Origin of the sequence: Nostoc sp. ChiQUE02, from assembly GCF_034531305.2 — a bacterium.
Taxonomy (GTDB): Bacteria; Cyanobacteriota; Cyanobacteriia; order Cyanobacteriales; family Nostocaceae; genus Nostoc.
Window position 1 is genome coordinate 1 of record NZ_JAVRBN020000037.1, and the last position, 26,528, is coordinate 26,528.

The following is a 26,528-nucleotide window of genomic DNA, read 5'->3' on the forward strand; positions in this document are numbered from 1 at the left end:
TCCTCTGGCTGTGACCGAACCGAACTTGGGTCTAAAACCCCGCCGTCTACACGGCGCAAACAACATTGGGAGCCAGTCCGGTGGACGGGCTTCCCGGCATAAAGGAACTGGCGTGCGGGGTCTGAATCCCCGACGAAAAAGTTCCTTCTGCCTTCTGCCCTCTGCCTCCTGCCTTCTTCAAGCAAATTTGATGTGTTTTAGCTGAGTGCTTAGGGCTAAAGCATTAAACAATCCGGTTGACAATTGTCCACACTTCCCCATCAGAGCGGACATAAGGAACAGAGATTGTCTTAAACCCAGTGATGAAGGGCTTGTAATAAATCCGCCAATACATTGGACTCAATTCATTGGCACAACGTTTAAGGAGGCGGACTTCTGCCGCAAGTTCACTTGCTAGTTGATTAATGCGTTGAGCATGAACCTGTGCCACTTCTTTGGCTTCTTCTAGCTCTTGCTGTTGGATAAGTTCTTTTGATGCAACTTGCGATCGCACTAACTTACCTTGTTTTTGTTTTATCTGGCCTTCCAAGGCTGCGATCGCTGCATCTATGCCTTGGAGTTCAACAGATAATTGGGCATTTTCCCTGGCTTGACGGCGGTACGCTTCCACCATTGCCTGGGGTGAATCATTCTCGCCAGAGATTACATTATTAATAGTGAGTGCAGCGCGTTCTTCTAGGAGAATCTGAATCTGAGAGTTAAGCGCCGCCATTTCAGCCTGAATTTGCTCCATAAATCGAGTTTTAAGTGCTGAGTAAAATAGTCATCGGATTTTTTAAAAGCTTTTTGCGCCTTGGGTATCGAGAGAAAGCGATCGCACCTCGGCTGTAATTCCTTCTTCTTGCCAAGCAGCTAACATCGCCGCCTCCACAGCCTCTGAGTGTAATTTATCCGCCAAAGCTAACAGTGTCGGCCCCGCACCACTAATCACCATACCATAAGCACCAGCACTAACAGCTGCGATGTTGAGAGCGTCATAACCAGGAATCAAAGCTTTGCGATAGGGCTGATGCAACTTATCTTGCAAAGCTGTCTTTAACCATTGTCCGTTACCAGTTTCCAAGCCGCGCAACAATAACCCCAAATGTGCTGTATTGAAAATCGCATCGGCGCGACTTACTTCAGTTGGCAGAACGCCCCGCGCCTCTGAAGTCGAAAGTTCAAAATTAGGAATAGCCACAACTGGTACAACATCTTTATGCCAGGGAAGATCACAAATTTCCCAACCTGCACCACTGGTAGCAGCAAGACGACATCCTCCCAACAAAGCTGGAACTACATTATCAGGATGTCCTTCCATTGCGATCGCTAACTCCATCACCTGCGACTGACTCATCGGCGTACCTTCCAGTTGATTAGCAGCAACCAACCCACCAACAATTGCTGTCGCCGAACTACCCAAACCTCTCGCCAGTGGGACACCTAACTTAATTTCTATTTTCACAGTCGGCGGCGTCTGCTCTATATGTTGATAGAACTTGACAAACGCTTGATAGAGGAGATTGCTCTCATCAGTTTGGACTCGTTCAGCTTCTGTACCAGTGACATAAATAGTTAACCCACCTTCTTCTAGGCGAGTGAACTTGAACTCGTTGTACAGCTTTAAAGCTGCACCAATGCAATCAAAACCAGGCCCCAAATTAGCAGTTGTGGCGGGGACGGTAACAGTGACACCAGAAACAACAGACATTGGCAAACCTCACTAATCAATCAACCAGCATCCCATGTAAAGGGTTGATTTGTTCACCAGCGATGCTAATTATCTGTTGTGGCATTTTGCATAGCCAACTGAGTGTTTTCTATAAGTTAGCATTGGCGCAGCCCAACCCAGACATCGCTCTTTTCCACAAAAATCGATGTCAAAAAGTTTACTTCAATGTTCCTAAAATGGGCGCTACCTCAACCTCTGAAATTTGCGGAACCAAGAATCCCTTGGCATAAATCTGGGGATTTGTTTGGGAGACTATGGCATAAGACTGGCGAAGATTAGCATTGACTGCGACAGTCTTCACGTCGTACATCTGCATCGCCATCTTGGGGTAGAAACCAATACCAATAATCATCAGCAGAAAACATGCAGCAATAAACACTTCACGGGGTCTAGCATCGTCGTAGACTGCTTCTTCTGGTACGAGGCAGTCTGTACCAAAACAAACTGTTCCGTCATCTTCTTGATTTTCCAAGCCTGCATTATTAATGTCGCATAGCAGTGCTGCATCTTTACCATAAAACACCTCTTTCAGCATGGAAAGTAGATAGATGGGTGTGAGGATGACTCCAACTGCGGCGAGAAAAACCGTTACGGTGCAGAAAGTCGAACTGTAAACATCACTACTTGTCATGCCAACAAATACCGAGAGTTCGCCAGCAAAGCCGCTCATACCGGGAAGTGCCAGGGATGCCATCGCTCCAATTGTAAACAGGGCAAAGACTTTGGGCATGGCTTGACCAATACCGCCCATATCTTTCATTACCATTGTGTGGGTGCGATCGTAAGTAACACCTGCTAAGAAGAACAGCACTGATGCAATCAAACCATGCGAGATCATTTGCAACATCGCGCCGTTGATTCCCAAATCAGTGAAGGAGGCAATCCCAAGCAATACAAACCCCATGTGAGAAATCGACGAATAAGCCAAACGCCGCTTCATATTGGTCTGAGCAAAGGAGTTCAATGCACCATAGATAATGTTGACAACACCAAGAATGGCTAGAACAGGCGCAAAGTAAATGTGTGCATCGGGAAGTAACTCAAGATTTAGGCGAATTAGCCCATATCCGCCCATCTTCAGCAACACACCAGCCAGAATCATCGATACAGGAGATGATGCTTCGCCGTGAGCATCAGGCAACCAGGTATGCATGGGGAAAACAGCAAGCTTGACACCAAATGCAATCAGCAACCCTGCATAAAGCAGCAGTTGTAGACCAAGCGGAAATTCTTTACTAGCGAGGGCGGTTATATCAAATGTCATATTACCGCCGCCGTATAAACCCATTGCCAGGGCTGCCACTAAAATAAATATAGAAGCCGCTGCGGTATACAATAAAAATTTCGTAGCTGCATAACGACGTCTTTGCCCACCCCAAATACAGACTAGTAGGTAGACGGGAATCAACTCTACTTCCCACATGATGAAAAACAGCAGCAAGTCTTTGGCAACAAACACCCCTACCTGTGCGGAATACAGCACCAGCATCAAGAAATAGAAGAGGCGGGGTCGGTGATCAACTTGCCAAGCTGAAAAAATCGAGAGTGTGGTGACAAATCCTGCTAGAAGCACAAGTGGCGCTGAAAGCCCATCTACTGATACTGCCCAGTTAAAACCCAACTGAGGCACCCAGGCATAATTTTCCACCATTTGAAAACTAGCACTGCTGGCATTGTAATGCTTCCAAAAGGCGTAGCACATCAAGGCAAAGTCTGCGATACCTACACCTAGTGCATACCACCGCACACCTTTGCCGTCTTTATCAGGCAGCACAGGAATGAGCAGGGAAGCAACGAGTGGCAGCAAGACAATCGCGGTAAGCCAGGGAAATTGATCCGCTATCATGTATATAAAAATACTTATTTAGTCAATTATGTCATTCTACTAAACTTTGTAACAATTTCTTCATAAATCTTTGTCCCAGTTAACCGTTTTGACTGAAAAACAATTGACTGGGGACTGGGGAAAAAAGATTTTTATTTGTTAAGTGTTCTTGGATATGCAGTTAATGATGGCTACTTACTTGCTCACGGTACTAATCCAGCCCGCAAAGCACGGACAGCAGCCTGTGTCCGGTCAGCAACACAGAGTTTATTGAGAATACCTCGAACATGAGTTTTTACAGTACCGACTGTTAAATAGAGTCTTTTAGCAATTTCTGCATTGTCACACCCAGCGACAATCAACTCTAAAACATCCATCTCTCTATGAGTTAAAGGATAGCTGACTATACTTTTCTCAACATCTGGGTCAATACCTTCAATCAAGACTCTTTTGCCAGATACCCCTCTGCTGCCATCGGGGAAATCTTGACGTATTTGTTGTAGTACAAGGTCTGCGATCGCTGGATCAATCCATGAGCTACCTGCATGGGTCGTTCGCACAGCCTCAACTAGTCTCTCAGTTTCGATATCCTTCATGCAATAAGAATCTGCACCTGCTGCAAATGCTGCTAAAACTGCCTGTTCGCTATTCTGCATGGTTAAAATTAGCAGCTTTGTAGTATAATCTTCGTTCTCTGCTTGATATTGCCTAAATGTGCGTGTTAGCTCAATACCATCCATGTCAGGCAAACCAATGTCAATAGTGGCAACATCCGGCTTGAGAGTTTTCAGAAGCTTGATGCCATCGGCTGCATTGGCTGCTTCACCAACAATGTTAAACTCTGGCTGGGTTTGTAAGGCAGACCGTAAGCCGATTCTTGTCAGGTTGTGATCTTCAATCACAAGGATCTTGATTTCACTCATAGTTGCTTAACTTTACTGTTATTTATCTCAAGTACAGATTAAAATAATCTCGTTCTTCTATTCGGGATCTTATACAAAAAGCAATGCGTTTGGCATTGTTCCCTGAACTTCATCTACCATTAGACACAAATAACCTTATCTTGTAAGCTTTTCTAAGGCAAGAGTTCCGATATGATAATATAATTCAATCAAAAAATATTTTTATACATAAACCTAAGGATAGATGCTTTATGGTAAACAATTTTTGATTGAAAATCTGGTAGCAAGCAAGAGTGAGTGACTATTAAATAGTTACCCTTGCAGTAGCTAGGATGAGATACAGAAATGGACTAATCGACCTCATGCTAGTACACTGTGGCAGAAGTTTGCCTACCTTTAACAAGTTGGTCTGAGCAACTTGTTGTCTGGTTAATTCAGATGGTGGCTGGATTTACGGTGTGCTGCACTAGTACCCAGACATAGATATTAGCTGAATAATCAGACGACTAAGATACTTATAGCAAACTAAATTAATTAAAAATTAATACAGTAAAACAAAAATTAGGCAGTATTTTTACTTAAAAAATTAGGATGTTTAATTCAGGAAATTTTAAAGTAAAATGTGAATTTTTAATAATCTCAGCGCTAGTGAAGTAAGCTATTACTAGATTTGCTAGGGATAGCCAAGCACTTCTTTTTTTATTTAGCCATGTCTTTAACTAAAACTGTCAAAAAAGATAAAATTCTCGTTGTCGATGATGTTTTTGACAATCTACTGGTCTTAGAAGCAGTCCTAGAAGATAAGGACTATGAAATTAGCTTGGTGGAAGATAGTAAAATTGCTCTGGCTATGGTTGAGGAGTCACCGCCAGACATAATTCTCTTAGATGTGATGATGCCGGAGATAGATGGCTATGAATTCACTCGACGCATCCGACAGAATCAGGCGTTGCCATTTATCCCTATTCTGCTGCTCACAGCTCACTATGAGTCTAGCGTTGTTGAAGGACTCGACGCTGGTGCAGATGACTTCATTCGTAAACCATTCGATCCTGATGAACTACATGCGCGAGTGCGATCGCTCCTGCGCCTCAAGCATAGTATCGACGAACGAGATCAGATGGCTAACCTGCGGGCAGATTTTGTCTCGCGTTTTACTCACGATTTACGCATACCGCTGGTAGCCTCCAACCGGGTATTAAAATTATTGCTGGAAGGCAGGTTTTGCGAAGTTTCGCCACAATTGCAAGAAATAATTGATACCATGATTGGCAGTAATCAAGACCTGCTGGAAATGGTAAATACCTTGCTAGAAGTTTATCGTCATGAAGCAGGCTGTAAAACCTTAAAAATTTCTCCTTGCGATATTCAGGAGTTAGTTAGTGAAGTTTCCCAGGAATTAACTCCCTTAGCTGAAGAAAAAGGATTAACTGTAAACATTGATCGAGGTGAAACAGCAAGCACCGTCATGGGCGATCGCGTAGAACTGCGGCGAGTTTTGACAAATATCATTGGCAATGCCATCAAATTTACAGATAAAGGTTCTGTAGATATTCACTGCTATCTGACTCCGGTAGCTGTGAATATTGATATCCAAGATACAGGGCCAGGAATTTCTAAACCAGACCAAGCAATATTATTCGAGCGATTTCGTCAAGGGAAACACCAGCGTTCTGGTAGTGGTTTGGGACTATATCTATCTCGCTGCATTATCGAAGCACATCAAGGCACAATCGATGTGACATCTGAACCAGGGCAAGGTAGTACATTTACTATACGTCTACCTGTAGCTAGCGAAAACTAAAAGTATGTAGACAAAAAATTATTAATTATCAATTTCTGGAACAATATTGGGACGCTCTTTATCTTCCCAACCTACAGGACGTTTGGAATTGTACCAAGCAATTGATCCTATAGCCACAGCAGCGATAAAGCCTAATCCTAATAAGGCTGTCAGTACAATAGAATAAGTAGAGTTACCTTGTGATGTTAACGGGATGTCTGTTAAAAGATAGGTAAATAGAAGATTAATCATGAATTAGTACCTTTGAAAAAATCAGTAATAGATTGAGAAAAGGTTTTGCGATCGCTATTGTCAAAATACCTAAAAATCTCAGTTAAAAAACAGATTTTATAAAAGGGAGAAGGTTCAGTAAATAATTATTTAACCTACACCTTCTTCCTAAATAAAGTTTCACCTAGTACAGTACAGCCTAAATCTAGCTACTATTATCTCAATTAACCAGATAAGTAAGGGCAATTCACAAATTGCCCTTACTTGAGCAACTTATTAAAGTAGGCAAATCTCCGCCACGGTGTACTATTCTAAAGTCTTTTTAACTTCATCTTTGATATTTTCAGCGGTGTGGCGGACTTGGGCTTCAGCTTGTTTAGCTTTACCTTCAGCTTTATCGTTAGGGTTGCCAGTTACTTCGCCAACTGTCTCTTGTACTTTGCCTTCAACGTTTTTAGCAAAAGCTTTTGCTCTATCTTCGATACTCATATGTTTTGTTCCTATGTATGTTAACTATTGATTAGTTTTTTGTTGCTTGCTCAAAAAGCACTGCAATATCTATAGATTACTTTTAGCCAACTTTTAATTCTTCTATCTGACGATGTTTTTATTAAAAATATTTGTGTCCGTTGTACATAATTATTTCAAGGTTAAATTCATCTTTGAGAGTTCAACGAATATCCAAAAGAGGGAAAGGTATCATTATATTGTTCTATCTTGAGAAAAAATAATTTATAACTTCAGGTAGACAGCGATGATGATCAAGTGCAACTTGGCTTATTACCACTGATATGGTAAATAGGCAAAAACAAGGCTGCTCAACTTGTCAAAGCCGAATTAGAAACAGCTTGGAAAGGTGATGATAAGCAACTTAACCTAGCAACTTGGGTTAGTTTTAAACCCAAAGAATCGCAATATTCGGTTAAGAATTAAAATGCATTTGCTCTCAAGACTTGTCGGGTTTTGGGGAAAAAGGGAATGGTAAAGGAAAAACCTTTACCCTTTTCCCCAAACCAAATTACAGTTTAAAATCCTTAACCGAGCAGTATTGCGTTTGCTCTGGGTTTCACCCTCTGCAAAACTTGCTTTAACACCATTACCGTCCAATCTATATCAGCTTCAGTCGTATCACGTCCCAACGTGATGCGAATTCCCCCTAAAGCAGCTTTTTCGGAATAGCCCATCGCTAACAATATTGGGCTAGGGCTAAGTTTACCGCTGTGACAAGCAGCACCAGCACTAATACCGATGCCAGCAAGGTTTAATTGCCGTACCAAGGTTTTACCGCTGAGTTTTTCCCCATCGGCATTTTCTAGGCACATACTGACATGGTGAGGTAAGCGGCGATCGGGATCTCCTGTGGGGATTAAATCAGGAATTTCAGCTAATTGGGCAAAGGTGCGATCGCGTAACTCGATCAACCGGGGTGTTTCTGTAGCCAATTCTTGGGCTGCTAATTCTGCTGCTACACCAAATCCGGCAATTATCGGTACTGCTTGTGTACCAGAACGCAGTCCCATTTCTTGCCCACCCCCACCCAGTAAGGGCATCAATTCCACGCCAGGATGCACGTACAACGCCCCTGCACCTTGTGGCCCATATATTTTATGACTAGAAATGCTAAGTAAGTCTACAGGCAGTTGTTGCACATCTATGGGTAAGCGTCCCGCAGCTTGCACCGCATCTGTATGGAACAGAGCACCATGCGATCGCACTATCTTACCCAGTTCCTCAATTGGTTGCACTGTGCCAACTTCACTTTGAGCGTAAATCACGGAAACTAAGACTGTATTATGTCGCAACGCCGCCTTTAAATCCAAGGGGCTGACTCTGCCTTTAACATCTACAGACAAGCGTGTAACTTCCCAACCCCACATTTCTAGCAACCGTACTGTCTCAGAAATTGCTGAATGCTCAACGCTAGAGATAATGATATGTTGAGGAACAGAATATAATCGAGCCACACCCATAATTGCTAGATTATCTGCCTCAGTGCCACCAGAGGTAAAGATGATAGATTCAGGAGTCGCAGCGTTAATTAAACCAGCAACTTGGACACGTGCTTGTTCCACAACCGTTGCAGCCTGTTGTCCCCACTCATGTAAGCTGGAAGGATTGCCCCACTGTTGAGTGAGGACTGTTTGCATAACTGCGATCGCTTCTTTTCGAGTCGGAGTAGTGGCACTGTAATCTAGATAAATTTGCATATAACCGATAATGGTGAGAAAACACGTTGGTAGTAAGCTGCTGATCTTGTTAGCACATACAGTTTGAGTGGACAAATCTGACAAAATCTCTTTAATTCTGCGTGGATGAATGGATTTTTTCCTTTGCTTAGACAGCTATAGCATTCATAAATCATTCGGGAAATTTGTGAATTCTAGACACAGAATTTTGGGAATGATAAATATGTCCACTCTCAATCCACTTTTAACAGATTACAGTGCAACTTATCTCTAGACAAAGATATTTTTTATATATCTTTTTACTGATATTCTCCATCACTGGTTGTCAACGAGTCCAGTCCTACAATCAGCGTCCAGCGCCCTTACCACAAGACCCATTAGTTCAAGTTTATTTTAACCATTCTGAGTCTTCAGAATACAAAGAAGCTTACCGTCAGCAAACTCGCCTTGGGGATGATTTAGAAAAACAGATTGTCGATGCTATTACGCACGCTAAATTTACAGTAGATGTGGCGGTGCAAGAATTACGTTTACCCAAAGTTGCCCAAGCATTGGTTGATAGACAAAAAGCTGGGGTAAAAGTCAGGATCATTTTAGAAAATACCTATAGCCGACCTTGGAGTAGCTTAACATCTACTGAAGTAGATAAGTTAGATAAAAGAGAACAGGAACGCTATCACGAATTTCGCCAATTTATCGATATTAACCAAGATAATCAACTCAGTCCAGCAGAAATCAATCAAAGAGATGCTTTGATGATTTTGCAAAATGCCAAAATCCCCTGGCTAGACGATCGAGCAGATGGTTCAGTGGGTAGCAGTTTAATGCACCACAAATTTGTGATTGTGGACAATCGCATTGTAATTATTACTTCGGCAAATTTTACTTTAAGTGATACTTATGGTGATTTTACAAATTCCAACACTTTAGGTAATGCTAATAATTTATTGCAGATTGACAGCCCAGAAGTAGCATCTTTATTTACAGAAGAGTTTAACATCTTATGGGGAGATGGGCCGGGAGGTCAGCCAGATAGCCGATTTGGGTTGCAAAAACCGATGCGATCGCCTAAACAAATAACTTTAGGAACAAGCCAAATTACTGTACAATTTTCGCCTACTTCTCCAACTCAACTTTGGAGTAACAGTAGTAATGGTTTAATTGCTAAAACTTTAGATTCAGCAACCAAATCTATTGATCTGGCATTATTTGTCTTTTCTGAACAACGGATTGCGAATGTTTTAGAAAAACGTCATCAACAAAGTGTGCAAATTCGTGCTTTAATTGAACTACAATTCGCCTATCGTCCCTACAGCGAAGCATTGGATATGATGGGGGTTGCTCTTAGTAACAAATGTAAATATGAAGTTGACAACCATCCTTGGCAAAATCCAATTACTACTGTAGGTGTACCTGTGTTACCCAAAGGCGATCTATTGCATCACAAATTTGGTGTTATTGATAGTCAAACAGTAATTACAGGTTCTCATAATTGGTCAGACGCTGCCAATAATGGTAATGATGAGACACTTGTAGTAATTGAAAATCCCATAGTCACTGCCCATTACGAGCGAGAATTTGCTCGTCTTTATGCCAAAGTTAAACCTGGCTTACCACCAGGAATTCAAGAAAAAATCAAATTAGAACAAACACAGTGTCCCCAAATAAAAACTCCTTCATCAAGTGAGCTTCAAGTAATTCAAAAAGTAAATATAAACACTGCAAGTTTAGAAGAATTAACAACTCTCCCTGGTGTAGGTAAGAAGTTAGCACAGCGGATAATTCTTAGTCGTCAACAGCAAAAATTTACATCTTTGCAAGACTTAGAACGAGTTCCAGGAGTGAGTGCTAGAACTGTAGAAAAATGGGGCGATGGCGTAACTTGGTAGAGGCGCACATCTGTACGCCCCTATGGTGGTCTCTGTTCTACCTAGTTAAAAACATGTAAGATTACACAAATGCGGTATTTAAACGCGATCGCTAGCTAAATCAAGCAAACTGCGGAAACGCCCATTCCGAGAAAATCGTTCTGCTATTATTTGTTGATAAACTGCCTCATAGCCATCAGTCATGTGCTCAACGCTGAAAAGATTTTCAACATACTGGCGACAGCTATAGCGGTCTAATTCTCTTACCCGATCAATGGCACTGATGCACTCTTGAATATTATTGCAGAGGAAACCTGTCTTGCCGTGGGAAATTACCTCCTCAGTAGACCCCAATTTCATCGCAATCACTGGCGTACCCGCAGCCATTGACTCTACCATCACCAACCCAAATGGTTCTCGCCAAGTGATGGGGAACAGAGTTGCTACTGCACCTCCCATGAGGGCATTTTTTTGAGCATGGTTGGCTTCACCTAGATACTGGATTTGCTCCCCATCAATCAGTGGTTTGATTTCCTTCTCAAAGTATTCCACATCAACGGCATCCACCTTACCTGCCATTTTTAAACACCAACCAGTTTCTTTGGCAATTTCTATGGCTAAGTGCGTTCCCTTCTCTGGAGATATCCGACCCAAAAACGCCAGGTAGGGCGGATCTTCTGGTTGGGCATGAAAATTATAACTGCTGACATCAATTCCGTTGTAGACAGTTGCTACACAGTTCAACCCTAACCTTGGTTCTCGTTGTGCATCAGAAATATTAACGTAGGGTTGTTTTTTACCAAAACTAAACATCTTTTCGTTGTCATGGGTAAAAATACCGTGCAACGTATGAACTGTAGGAGTTGTGACGAGATTCGCGTAAGCCAGTGCCCCATGCCCAACATGGGAGTGAATAATATCAAACTCTTCTGCGCGTTCATATACTGAAGCTAAATTCAGCATCTCGTAAATGCTGTAATCTTTGATAGTCGGATCGAGTCTGAGGGCACGGGGATGAACTGACGTTAGTGTTGCCAGACTAATAGAATCTCCCGATGCAAATAAAGTTACTTCGTGTCCGCGTCGGACTAATTCATCGGTCAGTAACCCCACTACTAACTCTACGCCACCATAAGCTGGGGGTGGAACTCTCTCCCACAGTGGAGCTATTTGAGCAATTCGCATCATAAACCTCCTAACAAATCAAACTTGAATTAGAAGTTTTTTCTTTCTGTTGTTTTAGTGCTTGTAATTGATTAACTCTGCATCAGAAAGTAACTTCAGATACTAAACTTATTAACAATTTCTTTTAAATCTTATGCTCTTATTTCTATATTCTTTGTCTATCCTAGTACGGAAATTACCCACTACTAAAGAGGTAAATACATTCTAATTTATTAAATTTTGGTGATTTAGTGGAATTTTAAATATACATTATTTTCTCAATAGGAATTTTCTAAAATCGTCAAAGTCTTAGATAAATGGTTGATATCGGACGAAAAAGTTCTAATATCACCTGTCAATTATCTGATTTACAAATATTAATTGAAGAATAAAGTGCGTAGACATTCTTTGGGCGGCTTTCCCTACTCTAAAGGATAATCTGTAGCTGTCCAAAGGATAGAATTTCGTAAAGTAGGTAGTTTGAAATCAGAAACTATAATTTTCCTTATAAGTTCTATCCAAGTTTTTAGAGAATGTTTGAAAAGTCCTATTCTAGGTAGAAAAACGTTTTAGATCCTCCTAAATCCACGCCAGTTGCTCATGGGGGAAACCCCCAAGACCGCACTGGCTCCCCTAAAAAAGGGGGACTTTGATTCCAGTACCACACTTTTTAAGGGAGATCAATAAGTACCTAAAATCACAGCTAAATACTTTTCAAACAACCTCTTAAAGGGAACAATTAACTAGTACACAGTGGCGAAAGTTTGCCTACCTCTAAGCAGTTGCTCTGAGCAACTTGCCTGATTAATTGAGATGCTATTAGATTTTCCAATAGTCAAAAGGGAGAGAAGAGAGTTAAGTAATTGACTTATCGCATAAAATATGATATTTTGTGTTGCTATTAATTAAAAATCATATATAAACGTGAATACCTCTCCATCTCTCAAAAAACCGCGTGTCTCATGGCAGGCGGTTTTCTCACTGCTGATATTTGTGTTCATGTACCTGCCCATACTGGTACTTGGGTTTTATAGCTTCAATCAGTCACCCTACAGTGCAACTTGGCAAGGATTCACTCTCGATTGGTATCGTAAGTTGTTTAGTGACGATCGCATTTTATCAGCTTTGCAAAACAGTATGATCGTTGCTGGTTGTGCAGTGGCAATTTCAGCAGTGCTGGGAACCTTAATGGCGGTTGGGTTGGCGCGTTACCAATTTCCTGGCAAGAAATTGTATCGAGGTGTTGCTTACCTACCATTGATTATTCCCGATATTGCGATCGCAGTGGCTACCCTAGTATGTCTAGCAGCGTTTGCAATACCTTTGAGTTTGTGGACGATAGTTGCAGCCCATATCGTGTTTTGTCTCGCCTACGTCGGGCTTGTGGTTGCTTCCCGACTGACTAATTTAGACCCTCACTTAGAAGAAGCAGCACTAGATTTAGGCGCTACACCAACGCAAGCTTTCATCAAAGTATTGTTACCTCAATTAATGCCTGGGATTGTAGCTGGTTGTCTGTTGGCTTTTGTTCTCAGCTTAGATGATTTTCTCATTTCCAGTTTTACTGCTGGTAGCGGTTCTAACACCCTGCCAATGGAAATTTTTAGCCGGATTAGAACAGGAGTCAAGCCTGATATTAACGCCCTGAGCGTGATGCTGATTTCAGTATCTGCGATCGTTGCTCTTGTAGCTGAACTAATTCGGGCTTCTGGAGAGAATAAAACTTTCAAATAAAAGTCGCAATTGGCAATAAAAATTATAGGTTATTTGGTTCTTTGCGAACTTTTTTGGATGGTGAACAACAGCTATATTAAAATTTAGGGTGCGTTAGGCTTGCCGTAACGTAACAATATCATATCAACGTTGCCGTACTTTCTACTAACACAATTTCCTAGTATAGATTAGTAAATAAATATAATTTATTCATCGTTGTATCCTCATGTGAAAGATAGTTTAAGCACATAAATAAACTTCCGTGTTCGCTTCTGTACATAACTGTTTTCAATTAGATAATATTGGGGCTAACTTTGGAGAAGATGCTATTTCCCCCTCATTATGCAAATCTGCCAAAATCCCAATTGCTCAAATCCATTCAACTCTGATAGCAATAGATTTTGCGTGAGTTGCGGACAAAGCAACTTTGGCAAACTTCTAAGAAACCGTTACCGCGTATTAAGACTTTTAGGTGAAGGTGGATTTAGTAGAACCTATGCTACAGAAGATGTAGACAGACTAAACGCGCCTTGCGTCATCAAACAATTTTTCCCACAATTTCAAGGAACAGGACAACGTACTAAAGCAGCAGAGTTTTTCAAAGAAGAGGCTTTTCGGTTGTATGAACTGGGAGAAAATCATACCCAAATTCCCAGATTACTTGCTTACTTTGAACAAGGTGCTAGCTTATATCTCGTACAAGAATTTATTCAAGGAAAAACTCTCTTACAAGAAGTTCAACAACAAATGTATGGGGAAGAACAAATTTGGGAACTTTTAGCTGATTTATTGCCAGTTCTGGAATTTATTCATACTCATAATGTCATTCATCGGGATATCAAACCAGAAAATATTATCCGCCGTGCAAGTGATGAAAAACCCGTTTTAATTGATTTTGGCGGTGCTAAACAGGTAACACAAACCAGTTTAGGAAGACAAGCTACAGTAATTTATACCCTTGGTTATGCCCCAACTGAACAAATGGCTGGATTTGCTTGTCACGGCAGTGATTTGTATGCTTTGGGTGTGACTTGCGTGCGTCTTTTAACTCGATGTTTGCCGTTGCAGGATGCCTCTGGACAGGTTAATGACCCCATTTATGATGCCATGACCGCTAAGTGGTTGTGGCGCGAACGGTTACAAGAAAAAGGTATTACTATCAGCGACGACTTAGGCAAAATCTTAGATAAATTACTAAAGCATCTACCGAGCGAAAGATATCAAACAGCAGTAGAAGTTATCAACGATTTGAAGTTTACAACATCGAACATTGAACCTGTTGTCCTAAAAATTGTTTCGATGTCCCAACCCATATTACCACCGTTACCACAAAAAGTAATCGTTCCATTACCACCCTTAGAAACCTTTGAATTTGATGTAGTGACACTAGATACAGGTGGTAGAGAAGTAAACCGCATAAGTGGTAATGCAAATTTCTTTGCTGAAGATTTGGGTAAGTCTGTCAGATTAGAAATGGTATCGATTCCTGGCGGTAGTTACATGATGGGTTCACCAGAGTTTGAAGGAGATGCTGACGAACGTCCTCGACACCAAGTTACTATTGAACCATTTTTTATGGGGAAATTTCCTGTAACTCAAGCACAGTGGAGAGTAGTAGCAGCTTTACCCAAAGTCAAACAAGCTTTAAATCCCAATCCATCGAAATTCAAAGGTCTAGATAGACCAGTGGAAAATGTATCTTGGAATGAAGCTGTAGAATTCTGTCTCAGGCTATCAGAAAAAACAGGACGCGACTATCGTTTACCCAGTGAAGCTGAATGGGAATATGCTTGTCGGGCTGGAACTACAACTTCTTTCCACTTTGGCGAAACCATTACCTCTGAGTTAGTCAGCTGCACCATCGAACCAAAAAGCAAATTCCGTAAAGAAACAACAAACGTCGGTAGTTTTGAAGTCGCCAACGCCTTTGGATTGTACGATATGCACGGGCTAGTTTGGGAATGGTGTGCTGATTCGTGGCACAACAATTACAACGACGCACCCTCAGATGGAACAGCTTGGGAAGTTGGCGGTGATATTCATCGCCGGGTGCTACGCGGTGGTTCTTGGAGTTTCAGTGCAGAACTTTGTCGCAGCGCCAGTCGTAGCTGGAATGAGTCAGACGGTGGGCTGAGAGTTTGTGGCTTTAGAGTAGTATTTTCCGTAGAGGAGATTATCTAGCAATTTAATTCAAAGGCTGTATACATTATGAATGACAGGATTGATAAAGGTGACATAGTACTTATAAATAAAAGTGGAAAATATCATCAACAAGTCGGTGAAGTAACTGTTATTGATTACAATATTTTCTTTGTCAAAATACTGATAGTAAAGTTAGGTAATCAAGAAGAAGCGTTTGAAGAAAAAGATTTACAATTACAAGCTAAAAAGCCAAGCCTGCAAGAAGTTATTGTATCAATAGACAAAATTATCGAACAAGTTGATCGGATTCCCCACTTGCCAGCAAAAGAGAAATTAGAGTTACCCAACCGTTTGAAATATCTGAAATTAGATATTCCTAAACTAGATAAGCAGTTGATTCAAAAAAACTTCGATAGTATAGATAAAATCTTCGCAGCAGCAAGAGAAGTAGACTCATCAGCAAGCTTTTGGCAGGAAATAGATTCTAATTTGGAGAAAATAAGCTGGTGGATTAGAACAAGTCTGTGAATCAAGAAGTAAATTGGCGAGAATAAATCAAACTATAGCAATTAGATTTAATTTTTTCAAAAATTATCTCGTTCTCAAACTCCATCTGGGAATGCCTATTGGGGGCTGCCGCCTGCTGAATTTGCGGCAGAGCCGCTTTTAATGCATTTCCAGCCAGAGGCTAGAAAGGAGAATTTTCGGGAGCATCCAGTTTTGGCTGAAGCTGACACGCATAAGCATTGCTATGCGTCTAGCAACGTGTTTGTATCATTATTCAAGTGAAATGATATAAGACAGTAGTTCAAATCTTAACCTAAATTTATTAACAATTAGAAGTCAAACTTATGTTTGACAACATCATCATTGTTAAGTTTAAGGCTAAATAGTTGGAACTGGGCATAATTAAACATAACTATATTTTTTAAATTATTGATGCTTAATGCTTTATATCTCATATTTTCCGCTTCATACTGAGCAGTGATATTTATTTTTACCCACCTAATTAACTTTATCCTTGTAACTGTATGACTTAAATTTGGATATTAGCTTGACAATTAGTTCATGCTAACTTTAAAAACTTACTATTTTTAACTTTAGATGGTGATTTTTTAGCGGAATTCCTAACTTGTTAGATTAATAGATAATGCTTTTTAGATAAAATAAACTACAGAGATCATCAGGTGTATATATGCGTTTTTCTCAGTTTGCAGGGATTCTTGGTTGTACAACAGCAGCTTTTATATCAATTGCACCCATACAGGTAGAAGCTGCAACTTTTAAAGTGATATCTGGAGTCACCAGCATTGATCGTGACCACGAGGATATCCTTAGAAATATTGGGCTAATATTGACAGGCACTAATCAGACAGTTGCACCAATTCCCAGCAATTATTTAGTTGGCTTCAATATCGACTCAGCTACTAACTTCACGTTCAGTGACGAGGGCGGTTTTACTCCGCTCTCAGGCACATTTGAGCATAATGGTACTGTTACCTTCAATAATCAAATTACTGTTGGTGAGTTTTCAGTAGGTTTTGCTCCGGGACGTACTACCAAAGATGCCAGCGGATTTGTTTTAAGAGACACATTTTCCTTAAATACAATTTTGTTTGATTTGAGTATTGCGGAACCTGTGGCTTTTGATGGCCAAAATTTAACCATCCCTGATGTTAAATTGCTGGTTTCTCCAGAGTTTGCAAAAATACTAGGGAACCCTGACTTGACAGGTTTATTTGCTGGAACTGCACGAATTGATGCTCAAGTTGCTGCCGTACCCGAACCTGATAGTGTGCTAGCAGTTTTGGCAGCAGGTGCGGCTCTCTTGGCAACTAGATTTTATACTCGAAAAATTAAATACAGTTGATATCTTGAAGCATTGCTAAATGCTTATTAACTGGTGCAAGAGTATTGGCAGCAATCAACCCACTAGCGGCGACTGCTGGTAAACCAATACCGGGAAATGTTGAGTCGCCACAGCACATCAGTCCTGGTAGGGGTGTGCTGGGGCCAGGAAACATACCAGTTCCAGCCTGAATTGCTGGGCCGTAAGAACCTTGGTGACGGCGAAGATAACGCTCGTGAGTTAGAGGTGTACCAACAAGTGTGACTTCGCAACGAGAGCGAATATCTGGAATGATCCGCTGTAGCGCTTGCCACATGATTTCTGCACGCGATCGCTTTTGTTCGGCATATTCTTGTTTCCTTCTATCCATTCCCTGCCACAGAGCATACGGCTCATTACCAGGAGTATACACATGAATCACGTGCTTACCTGGTGGTGCTAGGGATGGGTCGAGAATTGAAGGGATTGATATCACCACAACATTCTGAGGTGCTGTCACGCCCAATTCCCAGTCATTGACGACGATGTAATGACACCGCAAATTTGACTCTAATCCTTGAGCATCAATGCCTAGATGTAGATGCATGAAGCTATCACACTCAGGCGTCGCTTGTCGTTTAGTGCGGTACTGCTTAGGTACTGCCTTTTCTGGTATTAGCTTCAGGGTATCCCAAACCGATGCATTAGAAATTACCGCCCGACGCGCCCGGATTTCTTGGCGATCGCGCAGACGTACACCCACTGCGCGATTCCCTTCTACAAGCACTTGCTCCACATGAGCGCCCAGTATCAGCTTCCCACCGTGACGCTCCAATCCTTGTACAAGGCTGTCAACTAAAGCACCACTACCACCAATGGGATATTCAAGTACTGCGTCTGGTCGATACCAATCCGCAAACATAAATGCTACCTCTGCGGCGCTAGTACCGTCTGCTGGCAATCCAGAAAGCAGAAAACATAGCAAATTGAGCCAATTTCGGGTAAATGGGTCTTTAACAACGTCATCCATAATCCGGCTGAAAGGGCCCGTCAGCTTGATGATATTCGCCACATGTTTTGCCACAGATGGGACAAACGGGCCCACAGTTCTAGCTGCACCAAAGTCAAAACGTAATGCGGCTGGTGGTATGGAAGTTGCTGCACTAGCGAATGGTTCCATAACGCGCTGGAGTTCCTGCCATTCGGCTACAGCACCATGACCACGGAATTTCATCAGCACTTCACAAAACTGCTCGGCACCAACCGACGTGTCAAAATCACCTTCTGGCAGACAACAACCCCAAGTATCGTAGGTTACGCATGGTAGTTCAGAACCAATGGCATCTAACACTTGTTTTAGAGGGTTGGCAGAGGGGCTGTAAGAAAGTCCAGAGTAAAGGGACGGACCAGAGTCAAATTTAAAACCGTTGCGTTCAAAACTGTGGGCAGCACCACCAGGGATGGAGTGGCTTTCGCAGACTATGACATCAAAGCCGTACCGTGCCAAAAGAGCAGCACAACTTAAACCGCCAATACCGCTACCAATTACGACTATATCTGTGTTTTGCATATCGCTATTCCATGTTTAAGTAAGTGGGCAAGAATACATTACAGCAGTTTGCTTTTTAAGTGAGGTGCAAAATGCAGGACTCAAAATCAGATATAAAGGATATAAAGAGTTTCTACCTCCTGCCTTCTCTTATAAAGAAACAGAGAGATTACAGGCTGCAAAAATCTAACTGATAAGTATTCTCTTGAACCGTTCATCTGCTCGAATTAGATCAAAGTCAGTATTAGTTTTTGCCAAATCTCGATGTTGATCCCCTCTTAACTTAATCGCCTGTGTCAAACTTTCAATAGCTAAATCGCAATCATTTTTTAATGCATGACAACGGGCTTTATGACACCAAGCCCAATGAAATTCAGGCTGAAGTTCTAAAGCTCTATCATAAGAAACAATCGCCTCATCAAATCGTTGCAATTTTCTAAGTGAATTACCACACCCAAACCAAGCTATATAGTTATCTGATTGGATAGCAATTGCTTGTTGATAAGATAATAATGCTTTTGGATAGCGCCCCAATCTTCTCAGTGCCCAGCCGTGATTGACCCAAGCAATGAAAGAATTAGGCTCTCTCTGAATAACTTGTTCATAGCAGGCTAATGCATCCTCATATCGATGTTCAAAAAATAAAGCATCTCCTTGTTTAAGGTAATCATTAGCAGTAAAAAACAAATGAGTATTTCCAGCCTTTAAAATTTCTAGTTGTGTTGTTAATTCTTGGATTTTTTGCTGAATTTCTGGATGAACGTAATCTTGTGTTAATGAAGGTGAAGGTGTTAATCCGGAAAGCTGTTGAAGAATTTGCTCTTTTTGGTTTTGAGCATCTAAAAATAGATTATTTAATTGGGATAATTGCCCTAAAAAGTCAGATTTTAATATTTCTAGCTCTTGCTTAAAATCTTCTGTTTGTTTTTTTACTTCTGCCGCTACTTCTTTTTCTAGTTGTGTTTTTACTTCTGTCTCTAATTGTTGCTTTGTTTCAGTTACTAATTCACTAACTACACTACGACGCAGCAGCCAAACACCGGCCGCCGCTAAGATTGGTAAAAAAGTCAATACAATTAGCAAAATGTTGATTAGGGTTGTGCTGTGACCAAAAGCGCGGTCTACTTCAGATTGGACGCGATCGCGTATCTCTTTCTCTTGCTGTAGTTTTCCCAGTTCTTCTTGCTGTTGAATTGAAATTGTCGGATTGGACTGAGGCTGCTTTTCTGAATCAGTTGGCTTTGGTTGAGCGGTAGCAATACTGGCAGAGAGTAAGACGAGTGACAACACTAACCCTACCTGATTATTGATTTTCATGAAACTTTATTACGTGTTAACACAGAGTCTATAGTTACATACACAACTAACTTCCTGGATTCCATGTTTACACTACTTGAAAACTAAAGCTAAGACTTGCCCAATTATTCACATCCAAGATATACGAGTCGGCTGCTGTGCCGTTCATCTCCGTTTTGAGAATGCTGGTGTTATGTAGGTCTTGTAGCAAGGCTTGTGCAACGTCTAAGGGATTCAACAATGGGTCAATCGCCCGTTGTTCGGCTGTGGAATACTTCGCAGTGCTCAAAGCGGCAAGAGTATCGCTAAAGGGGGCAGTACTAAAAATCAGTTGTTGTTCGCACTCAGAAGCTGGCCCTGAAATCACCCATTCGGAAGCACCATTAGTTTGGGGTAGGGTGAGGGTTTCACCTGGGGCGATGACAACTTCTTTAAGGATGGGCTTGGTGTCCGCAGTGTTTGGTTCTTGGGGGGTTTCCCAAGGGTAGAAGGCAATTGCTGTATGATTATTGTTTAATCCCAGCAAGATTAAATATACTGGGCGATCGCTCTGGTTTTCGACTCGATATTGCATTCGACTACCGATAGGCACAATCGGAGTGGGGAGAGACGCGATTAATCGCGTCTGTACTGATTTTTTAATCGAAGTTTCAGGTTTGAAAGTTCTTATTGTTTCGCGCTGCATCACCATCTGTGGTGATATACCACTAATTATTTCTAAAGTTGCCTTGAGAGCCAAGCGGGAAGAACCTTCATTTTCTGTAAGTCGCCATAACTTGGCTGCAAGCAGAGTTGATAATTTAGGTGCTAACCTTTGCACTGTTAATTTCACTGCTTCTCCTACTTCTCCAGTGGTATTGAGAATTACCTCGCCACCAAGAGAAAATAGACCATAACGACTGGGAATTTCCTGTAGTTTGGCAAATAAATAATCAGCTGGTTTTTCTCCTGCTACTACGGTGGACACATGGGAAAATCCAGCAAAGGCGCTTGTGGCGTCTACCCGCTCAATTCTTTCCAATCCAGTATCCAAAGCTATTGTTAAATTAATATTCTTGGGTAAAACCCGGACTACTTCTTGGACGAGTTGACCGCCTTGGAGGGGATTTGCACCTTCAATTTTGGAAATTTGCGCTTTTGCTGTTAACCCAGTCCGCGATCGCAATACTAATTGCTCTGTTGTTGCGAGAGTCAATCGAGAATTCACTCCGTAGTATAGCAGCACTTGTGGAGGTAATCCTGCCAACCACAGATGGACTGTTTTACCGTCTTCTTCAATAGCTGTTACCGCGCCTTCTGCACCAATAATACTGTCTGGCACTAGAGACGTTACATCTTGATTTTTCTTACTAGTTAATAACGCTGGTTGCTGTTTACTACCCAATTTGGATAGAGAATTTTCCACATGAGAAAAGGCAACTTGAATTGTGGTGGCTGGGGTGAATTCCCACAAATACTGCGTCAAGGAGTAGGTAAATAACCCGGCACTAAAACCAGAAAAAAGTCCTTCTCTCGCCGGCTGCTTTGGATTTGAGGTAGCTGCTAAGACAATCGGTGTGCTGGATACCTTTTGAGTTTTGAGTTGTTTGAGAAAGTCGAGTTCTTCTGTTGCTAGCTTTGCTGCCGACTCCTGAAGGGCGCGAGTTTTTAATCCTATTACTGTGCTAGGAGCATAATAGCTAGTATCCAATACTGCTGTTACTCGGTCTGTGGAGAGCGATCGCAATAATAGTAGTAGAGTTTCTTCTAATATATAGTTGACTATTTTCTCATCTTGTGAGCTTTGAGTCACACTAGCTGGCACCAGAGCATTTTGCATTGTATCTGGCGATGTTTCCAATTTGACACGGCTGCCATAACCGCTAAAGTGGAAGACCACCACATCACCAGGTTTAGCTTGCTTGCCAAGGTGATCCAAAAAAGCCGCCTCAATGAATTCCCTGCTAGCTTGTTCCTCAGTTAAAGTTAAAATATCTGACCCTTGGAAACCAAAGCGGTGAATCAAAAGTTCTCTTTGAAGTTCCACATCTGTCAGACAACCACTGAGGGCTGGAATTTGTGGGTATTGGTTAATACCTATTAACAATGCCAATTTGCGCGGACTGGGTTGTGCCAAAGCCTGATAATAGCGATTTCCTAAAGTCAACCACTCAGCTTCAGTTACCCCCAATACCGCGAGTATTGAGCCAATTCTATGTAAAAACGTGCGCCGTTCCATAATTAGCTATCAGCCCTCAGCTATCACTTAGCAGCTTACAGGGCTGAACTCTGTAATGTAAAGTTACAGTCGATACTGTTTATCTATTAACTATCTACCCTAAGCTGGTACTTGTATCCGCATTGCCCGCGCCAACTCTGCCGCCACCTCAGGACGGGAAAATTCTGGTGGAGGTAACTCACCGCGCCGCAGCATTTCTCGGACTTTTGTCCCTGATAGATGAATGCGTTCTTCTAGCTTGCTGGGACTAGTTTTAGATGTTGCCATCTGCTTAGTGCGCGTGCAGTAGAAAGCGTGTTCAAATTTCATCGGCACAATGCCCAATTCACTTAGCGCAAATTCATCAAAAATATACTGAGCATCGTAAGTCCCATAATAGTCACCGACGCCAGCATGATCTCGTCCGACAATAAAGTGAGTACAGCCATAGTTTTTGCGGACTAAAGCATGGAATATTGCCTCACGAGGCCCAGCATAGCGCATTGCCGCTGGATTAATTGCCAAAGTTACCCGTTCTAAGGGGTAGTAGTGTTCCAGCAAAATTTCATAGCAACGCATCCGCACGTCAGCGGCAATATCATCTTCTTTTGTCGCCCCGACTAATGGGTGCAAAAATAGACCATCAACAGTTTCTAAAGCGCACTTTTGAATATATTCATGGGCGCGGTGGATGGGGTTGCGAGTTTGAAAGCCAACGATTGTTTTCCAACCCTTGTCTTTAAACATTTGCCGTGAGGCAGCTGGATCAATTTGGTAAGTGGGAAACTGGGGATGAGGTTCACGCTGCAACAGCCAAATATCACCCGCCAGATGTACAGTACCTTGGTTATAGAGTACCTGAACGCCTGGATGCTTGGCATCATCAGTGCGATAGACATTTCTTGCTTCGCGGGTTTTGTCGTAGTGATATTTTTGCGTGAGTTGCAAAACTCCGATAAATTCACCTCTGGAGTTATCCAGACGGATTAAGCCGCCTTCTTGCAACGGGGAAGCTACTTCTTCGCTGACTGATAGTGTAATTGGGATTGACCACACCAGACCGTTAGCTAACCGCATTTCTGTAACAGTGCGATCGTAGTCTTCCTGGTTCATAAAACCCGTCAGTGGACTAAAAGCCCCGATCGCAATCATTTCTACATCAGAAACGGCGCGATCGTCTAGTTGCACTCGTGGCAAAAAGTCAGCTTTTGAGAGAAACTCTGCTCTTTGTTCTGATGTGGCGATACGGTTAACCAACTGTCCACCGTGGGGGGCTATGGCATCTGGATTGTGACTCAATGTAATCCCCTCTTTGTATTAACTGCTATTGTTTCAGATTATGTATGTACTAACTTATCAAAATGCTGGTACTGGTAAAAAAAGAGTTTGGGGAATGGAGGAAAATTGTTGCAATTAGCCTCTAAGCGATTTGATTAGGTTACGCTAAAGCTAATCCAGCCTCAAGTTTCAGAATAGTTCCTTTATAAGGAAAATGCTTATGACTGCTGTATCCCCCGTTGTTAAACCTGTTAGCCAAATGCGGCTAGCGCCTGGTAGTACAGTGAATATCCAGGATATGAGTTGGGAGGAATTTGAGTCTATTTTGCAAGAACTGGGGGAAAAGCGATCGCTACGAGTTGCTTACAGCAAGTCTACGTTAGAAATAATGGTTCCTCTACCCGAACACGAAAAATCAAAGGACTTAATTTCGGATATTGTAAAAATCTTGCTGAAGATCGCCGGAAAAAGTTATGAACCCTTCGGTTCAACCACCTTTAAGCGGGAAAATATAGCAGGGGTAGAACCAGATGCTTGCTTCTACATCCAGAATTACCAAAGAATGATTGGTCGTCGCAAACTAGAACCAAACGATCCGCCTCCTGATTTGGCAATTGAAACAGATGTAACATCAAAAACAACTCTTGATGCTTACGAAGCGATCGCAGTTCCAGAACTATGGATTTACGATAGTAAAAAGCTGAGGATTTATTTACTCAGGGATGGACATTACATCGAATCTGATAACAGTCCTAATTTTCCAAATATCCCTCTAACTCAAATTATTGCCGCTACACTTGAACGAGCTTGGCAAGTAGGAACTGTACAAGCTTTGAAAGAGTTTGAAGGAACATTAGAGAGAAGTAGTTTTTGATAGAAAGTACGTAGCTCCAGCCCATCGCAGGTATCGCTTTTGCTGATTGAGCCTAGTATGGCAATCAATGGCATAAATTGCCATAAAATAATATTATGAAGAAAAAATTAGGGAAGTAGTGCCAGTGAAAAGTATAAATATATCTCTCCCTGATGCGATGCGGACTTATATAGAAGAGAAAGTGGCAACTGGTGGTTACAGCAGTGTCAGTGAATATTTCCGTGAGTTAGTGCGCCAAGACCAAAAGCGTCAAGCGGCTGAACGTTTGGAAGCGATGCTTTTAGAAGGTCTAAATTCTGGGAATGCAACTGAGATGACTCCTGACGATTGGGAAGACATCCGCCAAGCTGTGCGCCAAAGAATCGCCAAGCATAAAGCGTCAAACCAAGGTTAATGAGCGACGTCAGCAAACGACCGCAAGTCATCCGAGAACCGTACAGGCTTTAGAGGAGTTTTAAGCAGCCATTTACAAAAGTAATTTTTTACTTAAGCTTTGACAGTATGTAATGTAACTTTAATACTATGCAAAAATGCATAAACCTAGTTTCATAGAGAGACTAGGTTGGTTGAGAGTTTTTCAACTTTAACAGTGCAGCTCGCTAACTAAACTGTTCAATAATTCCGCCACCTAACACTTTTTCCCCGTCGTACCACACCGCCGCTTGTCCGGGGGTGATGCTGATTTGGGGTTCATCAAACACCAAACGCACACGAGAGTTTTCCAACGGAATCACCGTTACTGGTGTAGGCGTTGAACGATAGCGAATTTGCACTTCGGCATGAATTGGGGTGGATGGTTCGGCAATGGAAACCCAGTTTACCCGATTTACTGTGCATTCTGGCTGAGTTACCTTAGTGCGATCGCCTACTACTACTTTATTATTTTCCGCATCTAATTCAATCACATACAATGGTTCGGCAGCCGCAATCCCTAATCCTTTGCGCTGGCCAATGGTGTAGTGATGGACACCATCATGCTGTCCCAAAATTTTGCCTGTGACATCTACAATATCGCCTGTTTTGGGAGCTAAATATTTATCCAAAAATGCCCGCATGGAACCGTTACTTTCCACTAAGCATAAGTCTTGACTTTCTGGTTTATCAGCAGTTTTCAGTCCGTATTCAGTAGCGATGCGGCGCGTGTCAGTTTTTTCTAATTCGCCCAGAGGAAATATCGTTGCTGCAAGTAAATCTTGAGACAAATCATAGAGAAAGTATGACTGGTCTTTGTTGCGGTCAATAGCCCTTAATAATTGGTAACGTCCAGTTGCTTCGTCATAGCTAATGCGGGCATAATGACCAGTGGCAATGCGATCGCATCCCAATTCTTCACGGGCATACTGCACCATTGGCCCAAACTTCACCGTTTTATTGCACTGGGAGCAAGGCAAAGGTGTGATTCCAGCACTGTAACCAGTCACCAGGTAATCAACAATATGTGTTTGAAAGACATCCCGAATATCCACAACCTGATGGGGAACGCCCAATTGTTCACAGAGATCAGCCGCGTCGATCATACCTTCAGAGCAACATTGACCTTTGCCTTTCATTAGCCAAAGAGTCAAACCAATCACTTCATAGCCCTGATGGTGCAGGATAGCTGCGGCGGTGGAACTGTCAACGCCACCAGAAAGACCAACGACGACTTTTTTCATACAAAGCACGACACGATAGCTGCGTGGTTGTCCAATTGTAGCACACACTCTTCAAAGCCTTACTGCCAAAGCACTTCAGTTTTAAAGTCACTGAATCAGCGACGCCGAATAGCCCGCACTTCTCTACGAGACGCTGCGCGTAGCTTGCTTCCACGTTCGCGTAGCGTGCCGTAGGCAAGTGGTACGGCAAAGCTACTTCGACTCCTTTTGACTTCGCTACCTCGGCTCCGGCTCCATCGAGCGACTTGTACTGAGCTTAGTCGAAGTAAGTCGAGATGCTCGGAACAAATCAAGGCAAGTCGCTCAGTACAAGTCAGTGACCATCG

The 26,528-nt window shown here is 42.1% G+C and carries 23 protein-coding genes; 9 read left to right on the plus strand and 14 right to left on the minus strand.

Annotated features, from left to right (window positions below; translation table 11 throughout):
- The coding region (locus tag RM347_RS27470) for a hypothetical protein (RefSeq protein ID WP_428850623.1) at positions 1-205 on the plus strand (205 nt) is incomplete at its 5' end.
- Positions 206-223: 18 nt separating this feature from the next.
- Here the strand turns inward: RM347_RS27470 and RM347_RS27475 are convergent.
- From RM347_RS27475 to RM347_RS27490, 4 genes are all read right to left on the minus strand, one after another.
- On the minus strand, positions 224-733 hold the full coding sequence (locus tag RM347_RS27475; RefSeq protein WP_196513112.1) for a hypothetical protein: 510 nt from the start codon (positions 731-733) through the stop codon (positions 224-226).
- A 42-nt stretch (positions 734-775) separates the two neighbouring features.
- Positions 776-1,690 (minus strand): homoserine kinase, encoded by a 915-nt coding sequence (thrB, locus tag RM347_RS27480; RefSeq protein WP_322719070.1) that lies wholly within the window; start codon positions 1,688-1,690, stop codon positions 776-778.
- A gap of 178 nt (positions 1,691-1,868) precedes the next feature.
- Positions 1,869-3,557, minus strand: coding sequence for an NAD(P)H-quinone oxidoreductase subunit 4 (locus tag RM347_RS27485; protein WP_322719071.1), 1,689 nt, complete (start codon positions 3,555-3,557; stop codon positions 1,869-1,871).
- Positions 3,558-3,739: 182 nt separating this feature from the next.
- Complete coding sequence (locus RM347_RS27490) at positions 3,740-4,459, minus strand: response regulator transcription factor (RefSeq protein WP_322719072.1); 720 nt, start codon at positions 4,457-4,459, stop codon at positions 3,740-3,742.
- A gap of 688 nt (positions 4,460-5,147) precedes the next feature.
- On the opposite strand from RM347_RS27490, the gene RM347_RS27495 reads away from it, so the two are divergent.
- On the plus strand, positions 5,148-6,242 hold the full coding sequence (locus RM347_RS27495) for a hybrid sensor histidine kinase/response regulator (RefSeq protein WP_322719073.1): 1,095 nt from the start codon (positions 5,148-5,150) through the stop codon (positions 6,240-6,242).
- A 21-nt stretch (positions 6,243-6,263) separates the two neighbouring features.
- Here RM347_RS27495 and psb35 read toward each other — a convergent pair whose 3' ends face one another.
- The 3 genes from psb35 to RM347_RS27510 all read right to left on the minus strand — a co-directional run bounded on the left by psb35 (position 6,264) and on the right by RM347_RS27510 (position 8,659).
- Positions 6,264-6,473, minus strand: coding sequence for a photosystem II assembly protein Psb35 (gene psb35, locus RM347_RS27500; RefSeq protein WP_322719074.1), 210 nt, complete (start codon positions 6,471-6,473; stop codon positions 6,264-6,266).
- Between the two features lie 285 nt (positions 6,474-6,758).
- On the minus strand, positions 6,759-6,941 hold the full coding sequence (locus RM347_RS27505) for a CsbD family protein (protein WP_322719075.1): 183 nt from the start codon (positions 6,939-6,941) through the stop codon (positions 6,759-6,761).
- A 545-nt stretch (positions 6,942-7,486) separates the two neighbouring features.
- On the minus strand, positions 7,487-8,659 hold the full coding sequence (locus RM347_RS27510; RefSeq protein WP_322719122.1) for a cysteine desulfurase family protein: 1,173 nt from the start codon (positions 8,657-8,659) through the stop codon (positions 7,487-7,489).
- 236 nt (positions 8,660-8,895) lie between these two features.
- Between RM347_RS27510 and RM347_RS27515 the strand changes: the two genes are divergently transcribed.
- The gene (locus tag RM347_RS27515) at positions 8,896-10,527 is read left to right on the plus strand and encodes a DUF655 domain-containing protein (RefSeq protein WP_322719076.1); all 1,632 of its coding nucleotides are present in this window, start codon (positions 8,896-8,898) and stop codon (positions 10,525-10,527) included.
- 78 nt (positions 10,528-10,605) lie between these two features.
- On the opposite strand, the gene RM347_RS27520 is transcribed toward RM347_RS27515, so the two are convergent.
- Positions 10,606-11,691: a glycosyltransferase family 4 protein gene (locus RM347_RS27520; RefSeq protein ID WP_322719123.1), complete on the minus strand. Its 1,086-nt coding sequence runs from the start codon at positions 11,689-11,691 to the stop codon at positions 10,606-10,608.
- A gap of 903 nt (positions 11,692-12,594) precedes the next feature.
- On the opposite strand from RM347_RS27520, the gene RM347_RS27525 reads away from it, so the two are divergent.
- The 4 genes from RM347_RS27525 to RM347_RS27540 all read left to right on the plus strand — a co-directional run bounded on the left by RM347_RS27525 (position 12,595) and on the right by RM347_RS27540 (position 17,395).
- Positions 12,595-13,404 (plus strand): ABC transporter permease, encoded by an 810-nt coding sequence (locus RM347_RS27525; protein WP_322719077.1) that lies wholly within the window; start codon positions 12,595-12,597, stop codon positions 13,402-13,404.
- Between the two features lie 321 nt (positions 13,405-13,725).
- The gene (locus RM347_RS27530; RefSeq protein ID WP_322719078.1) at positions 13,726-15,564 is read left to right on the plus strand and encodes a bifunctional serine/threonine-protein kinase/formylglycine-generating enzyme family protein; all 1,839 of its coding nucleotides are present in this window, start codon (positions 13,726-13,728) and stop codon (positions 15,562-15,564) included.
- A 27-nt stretch (positions 15,565-15,591) separates the two neighbouring features.
- Complete coding sequence (locus RM347_RS27535; RefSeq protein ID WP_322719079.1) at positions 15,592-16,053, plus strand: hypothetical protein; 462 nt, start codon at positions 15,592-15,594, stop codon at positions 16,051-16,053.
- A gap of 667 nt (positions 16,054-16,720) precedes the next feature.
- Positions 16,721-17,395: a hypothetical protein gene (locus tag RM347_RS27540; protein ID WP_322719080.1), complete on the plus strand. Its 675-nt coding sequence runs from the start codon at positions 16,721-16,723 to the stop codon at positions 17,393-17,395.
- Here RM347_RS27540 and RM347_RS27545 read toward each other — a convergent pair.
- The 4 genes from RM347_RS27545 to sat all read right to left on the minus strand — a co-directional run bounded on the left by RM347_RS27545 (position 17,382) and on the right by sat (position 23,694).
- Positions 17,382-18,923 carry a phytoene desaturase family protein gene (locus RM347_RS27545; RefSeq protein WP_322719081.1) on the minus strand — a complete coding sequence of 514 codons (1,542 nt, stop codon included), beginning with the start codon at positions 18,921-18,923 and terminating at the stop codon, positions 17,382-17,384. The genes RM347_RS27540 and RM347_RS27545 overlap by 14 nt on opposite strands.
- A gap of 165 nt (positions 18,924-19,088) precedes the next feature.
- Positions 19,089-20,219: a tetratricopeptide repeat protein gene (locus RM347_RS27550; protein WP_322719082.1), complete on the minus strand. Its 1,131-nt coding sequence runs from the start codon at positions 20,217-20,219 to the stop codon at positions 19,089-19,091.
- Positions 20,220-20,286: 67 nt separating this feature from the next.
- A complete protein-coding gene (locus RM347_RS27555) occupies positions 20,287-22,416 on the minus strand; it encodes a caspase family protein (RefSeq protein ID WP_322719083.1) in 2,130 nt (709 codons plus the stop codon).
- A gap of 99 nt (positions 22,417-22,515) precedes the next feature.
- Positions 22,516-23,694, minus strand: a complete 1,179-nt coding sequence (gene sat / locus RM347_RS27560; RefSeq protein ID WP_322719084.1) for a sulfate adenylyltransferase — start codon at positions 23,692-23,694, stop codon at positions 22,516-22,518.
- Between the two features lie 199 nt (positions 23,695-23,893).
- Here sat and RM347_RS27565 point away from each other — a divergent pair, with 199 nt between their 5' ends.
- Positions 23,894-24,547: a Uma2 family endonuclease gene (locus RM347_RS27565; protein WP_322719085.1), complete on the plus strand. Its 654-nt coding sequence runs from the start codon at positions 23,894-23,896 to the stop codon at positions 24,545-24,547.
- A gap of 124 nt (positions 24,548-24,671) precedes the next feature.
- Positions 24,672-24,941 (plus strand): type II toxin-antitoxin system ParD family antitoxin, encoded by a 270-nt coding sequence (locus RM347_RS27570; protein ID WP_322719086.1) that lies wholly within the window; start codon positions 24,672-24,674, stop codon positions 24,939-24,941.
- A gap of 205 nt (positions 24,942-25,146) precedes the next feature.
- Here RM347_RS27570 and mnmA read toward each other — a convergent pair whose 3' ends face one another.
- A complete protein-coding gene (gene mnmA / locus RM347_RS27575) occupies positions 25,147-26,202 on the minus strand; it encodes a tRNA 2-thiouridine(34) synthase MnmA (protein WP_322719087.1) in 1,056 nt (351 codons plus the stop codon).
- Positions 26,203-26,297: 95 nt separating this feature from the next.
- Entirely contained in the window at positions 26,298-26,495 is a 198-nt protein-coding gene (locus RM347_RS27580) for a hypothetical protein (protein ID WP_322719088.1), read from the minus strand.
- Between the last annotated feature and the right edge of the window lie 33 nt (positions 26,496-26,528).

Excerpts from the sequence above, each read along its gene's own strand:
- RM347_RS27505 (WP_322719075.1), bottom strand. The coding sequence starts at position 6,941 with ATGAGTATCGAAGATAGAGCAAAAGCTTTTGCTAAAAACGTTGAAGGC.
- thrB (WP_322719070.1), bottom strand. The coding sequence starts at position 1,690 with ATGTCTGTTGTTTCTGGTGTCACTGTTACCGTCCCCGCCACAACTGCT.
- RM347_RS27545 (WP_322719081.1), bottom strand. The coding sequence starts at position 18,923 with ATGCAAAACACAGATATAGTCGTAATTGGTAGCGGTATTGGCGGTTTA.
- RM347_RS27565 (WP_322719085.1), top strand. The coding sequence starts at position 23,894 with ATGACTGCTGTATCCCCCGTTGTTAAACCTGTTAGCCAAATGCGGCTA.
- RM347_RS27485 (WP_322719071.1), bottom strand. The coding sequence starts at position 3,557 with ATGATAGCGGATCAATTTCCCTGGCTTACCGCGATTGTCTTGCTGCCA.
- RM347_RS27510 (WP_322719122.1), bottom strand. The coding sequence starts at position 8,659 with ATGCAAATTTATCTAGATTACAGTGCCACTACTCCGACTCGAAAAGAA.
- RM347_RS27555 (WP_322719083.1), bottom strand. The coding sequence starts at position 22,416 with ATGGAACGGCGCACGTTTTTACATAGAATTGGCTCAATACTCGCGGTA.
- RM347_RS27535 (WP_322719079.1), top strand. The coding sequence starts at position 15,592 with ATGAATGACAGGATTGATAAAGGTGACATAGTACTTATAAATAAAAGT.
- RM347_RS27520 (WP_322719123.1), bottom strand. The coding sequence starts at position 11,691 with ATGCGAATTGCTCAAATAGCTCCACTGTGGGAGAGAGTTCCACCCCCA.
- mnmA (WP_322719087.1), bottom strand. The coding sequence starts at position 26,202 with ATGAAAAAAGTCGTCGTTGGTCTTTCTGGTGGCGTTGACAGTTCCACC.
- RM347_RS27495 (WP_322719073.1), top strand. The coding sequence starts at position 5,148 with ATGTCTTTAACTAAAACTGTCAAAAAAGATAAAATTCTCGTTGTCGAT.
- RM347_RS27490 (WP_322719072.1), bottom strand. The coding sequence starts at position 4,459 with ATGAGTGAAATCAAGATCCTTGTGATTGAAGATCACAACCTGACAAGA.
- RM347_RS27540 (WP_322719080.1), top strand. The coding sequence starts at position 16,721 with ATGCGTTTTTCTCAGTTTGCAGGGATTCTTGGTTGTACAACAGCAGCT.
- RM347_RS27530 (WP_322719078.1), top strand. The coding sequence starts at position 13,726 with ATGCAAATCTGCCAAAATCCCAATTGCTCAAATCCATTCAACTCTGAT.
- RM347_RS27550 (WP_322719082.1), bottom strand. The coding sequence starts at position 20,219 with ATGAAAATCAATAATCAGGTAGGGTTAGTGTTGTCACTCGTCTTACTC.
- psb35 (WP_322719074.1), bottom strand. The coding sequence starts at position 6,473 with ATGATTAATCTTCTATTTACCTATCTTTTAACAGACATCCCGTTAACA.
- RM347_RS27475 (WP_196513112.1), bottom strand. The coding sequence starts at position 733 with ATGGAGCAAATTCAGGCTGAAATGGCGGCGCTTAACTCTCAGATTCAG.